The organism is Cellulomonas sp. GbtcB1, assembly GCF_019091725.1.
In the GTDB taxonomy this organism is placed as follows: domain Bacteria; phylum Actinomycetota; class Actinomycetes; order Actinomycetales; family Cellulomonadaceae; genus Cellulomonas.
This window is the reverse complement of the sequence record NZ_JAGXJG010000602.1, coordinates 1-234: the sequence shown is the minus strand read 5'-3', so window position 1 is coordinate 234 and position 234 is coordinate 1. Positions and strand designations below refer to the sequence as shown.

The following is a 234-nucleotide window of genomic DNA, read 5'->3' as shown; positions in this document are numbered from 1 at the left end:
CGTGAAGTCCTCCTGCTCGTGACCGTGCTGCCGCAGCAGGTCGGCTGGGTCGGCGGCGACGTCCGCCTCCCGGCGGCCCGCGAACCGCACGAGCACGATCTCCTCGTACGTCGCGTCCGCGGCGGCCCCGGCGGCGGCGAGGCGCGCGAGCTCGTCGGCGTCCTTGCCCGCGCGCAGCATCGGCAGCCGGGCGGTGGCGGCGGGGAACCCGGTCCCGGGCAGCGCGGCCTGCAG

General features: G+C 78.6%; 1 pseudogene. It reads right to left on the bottom strand.

The features are described 5' to 3' along the window. Positions 1-234, bottom strand: a pseudogene (locus tag KVT14_RS21530) (peptidase M24 family protein); the annotation flags it as partial.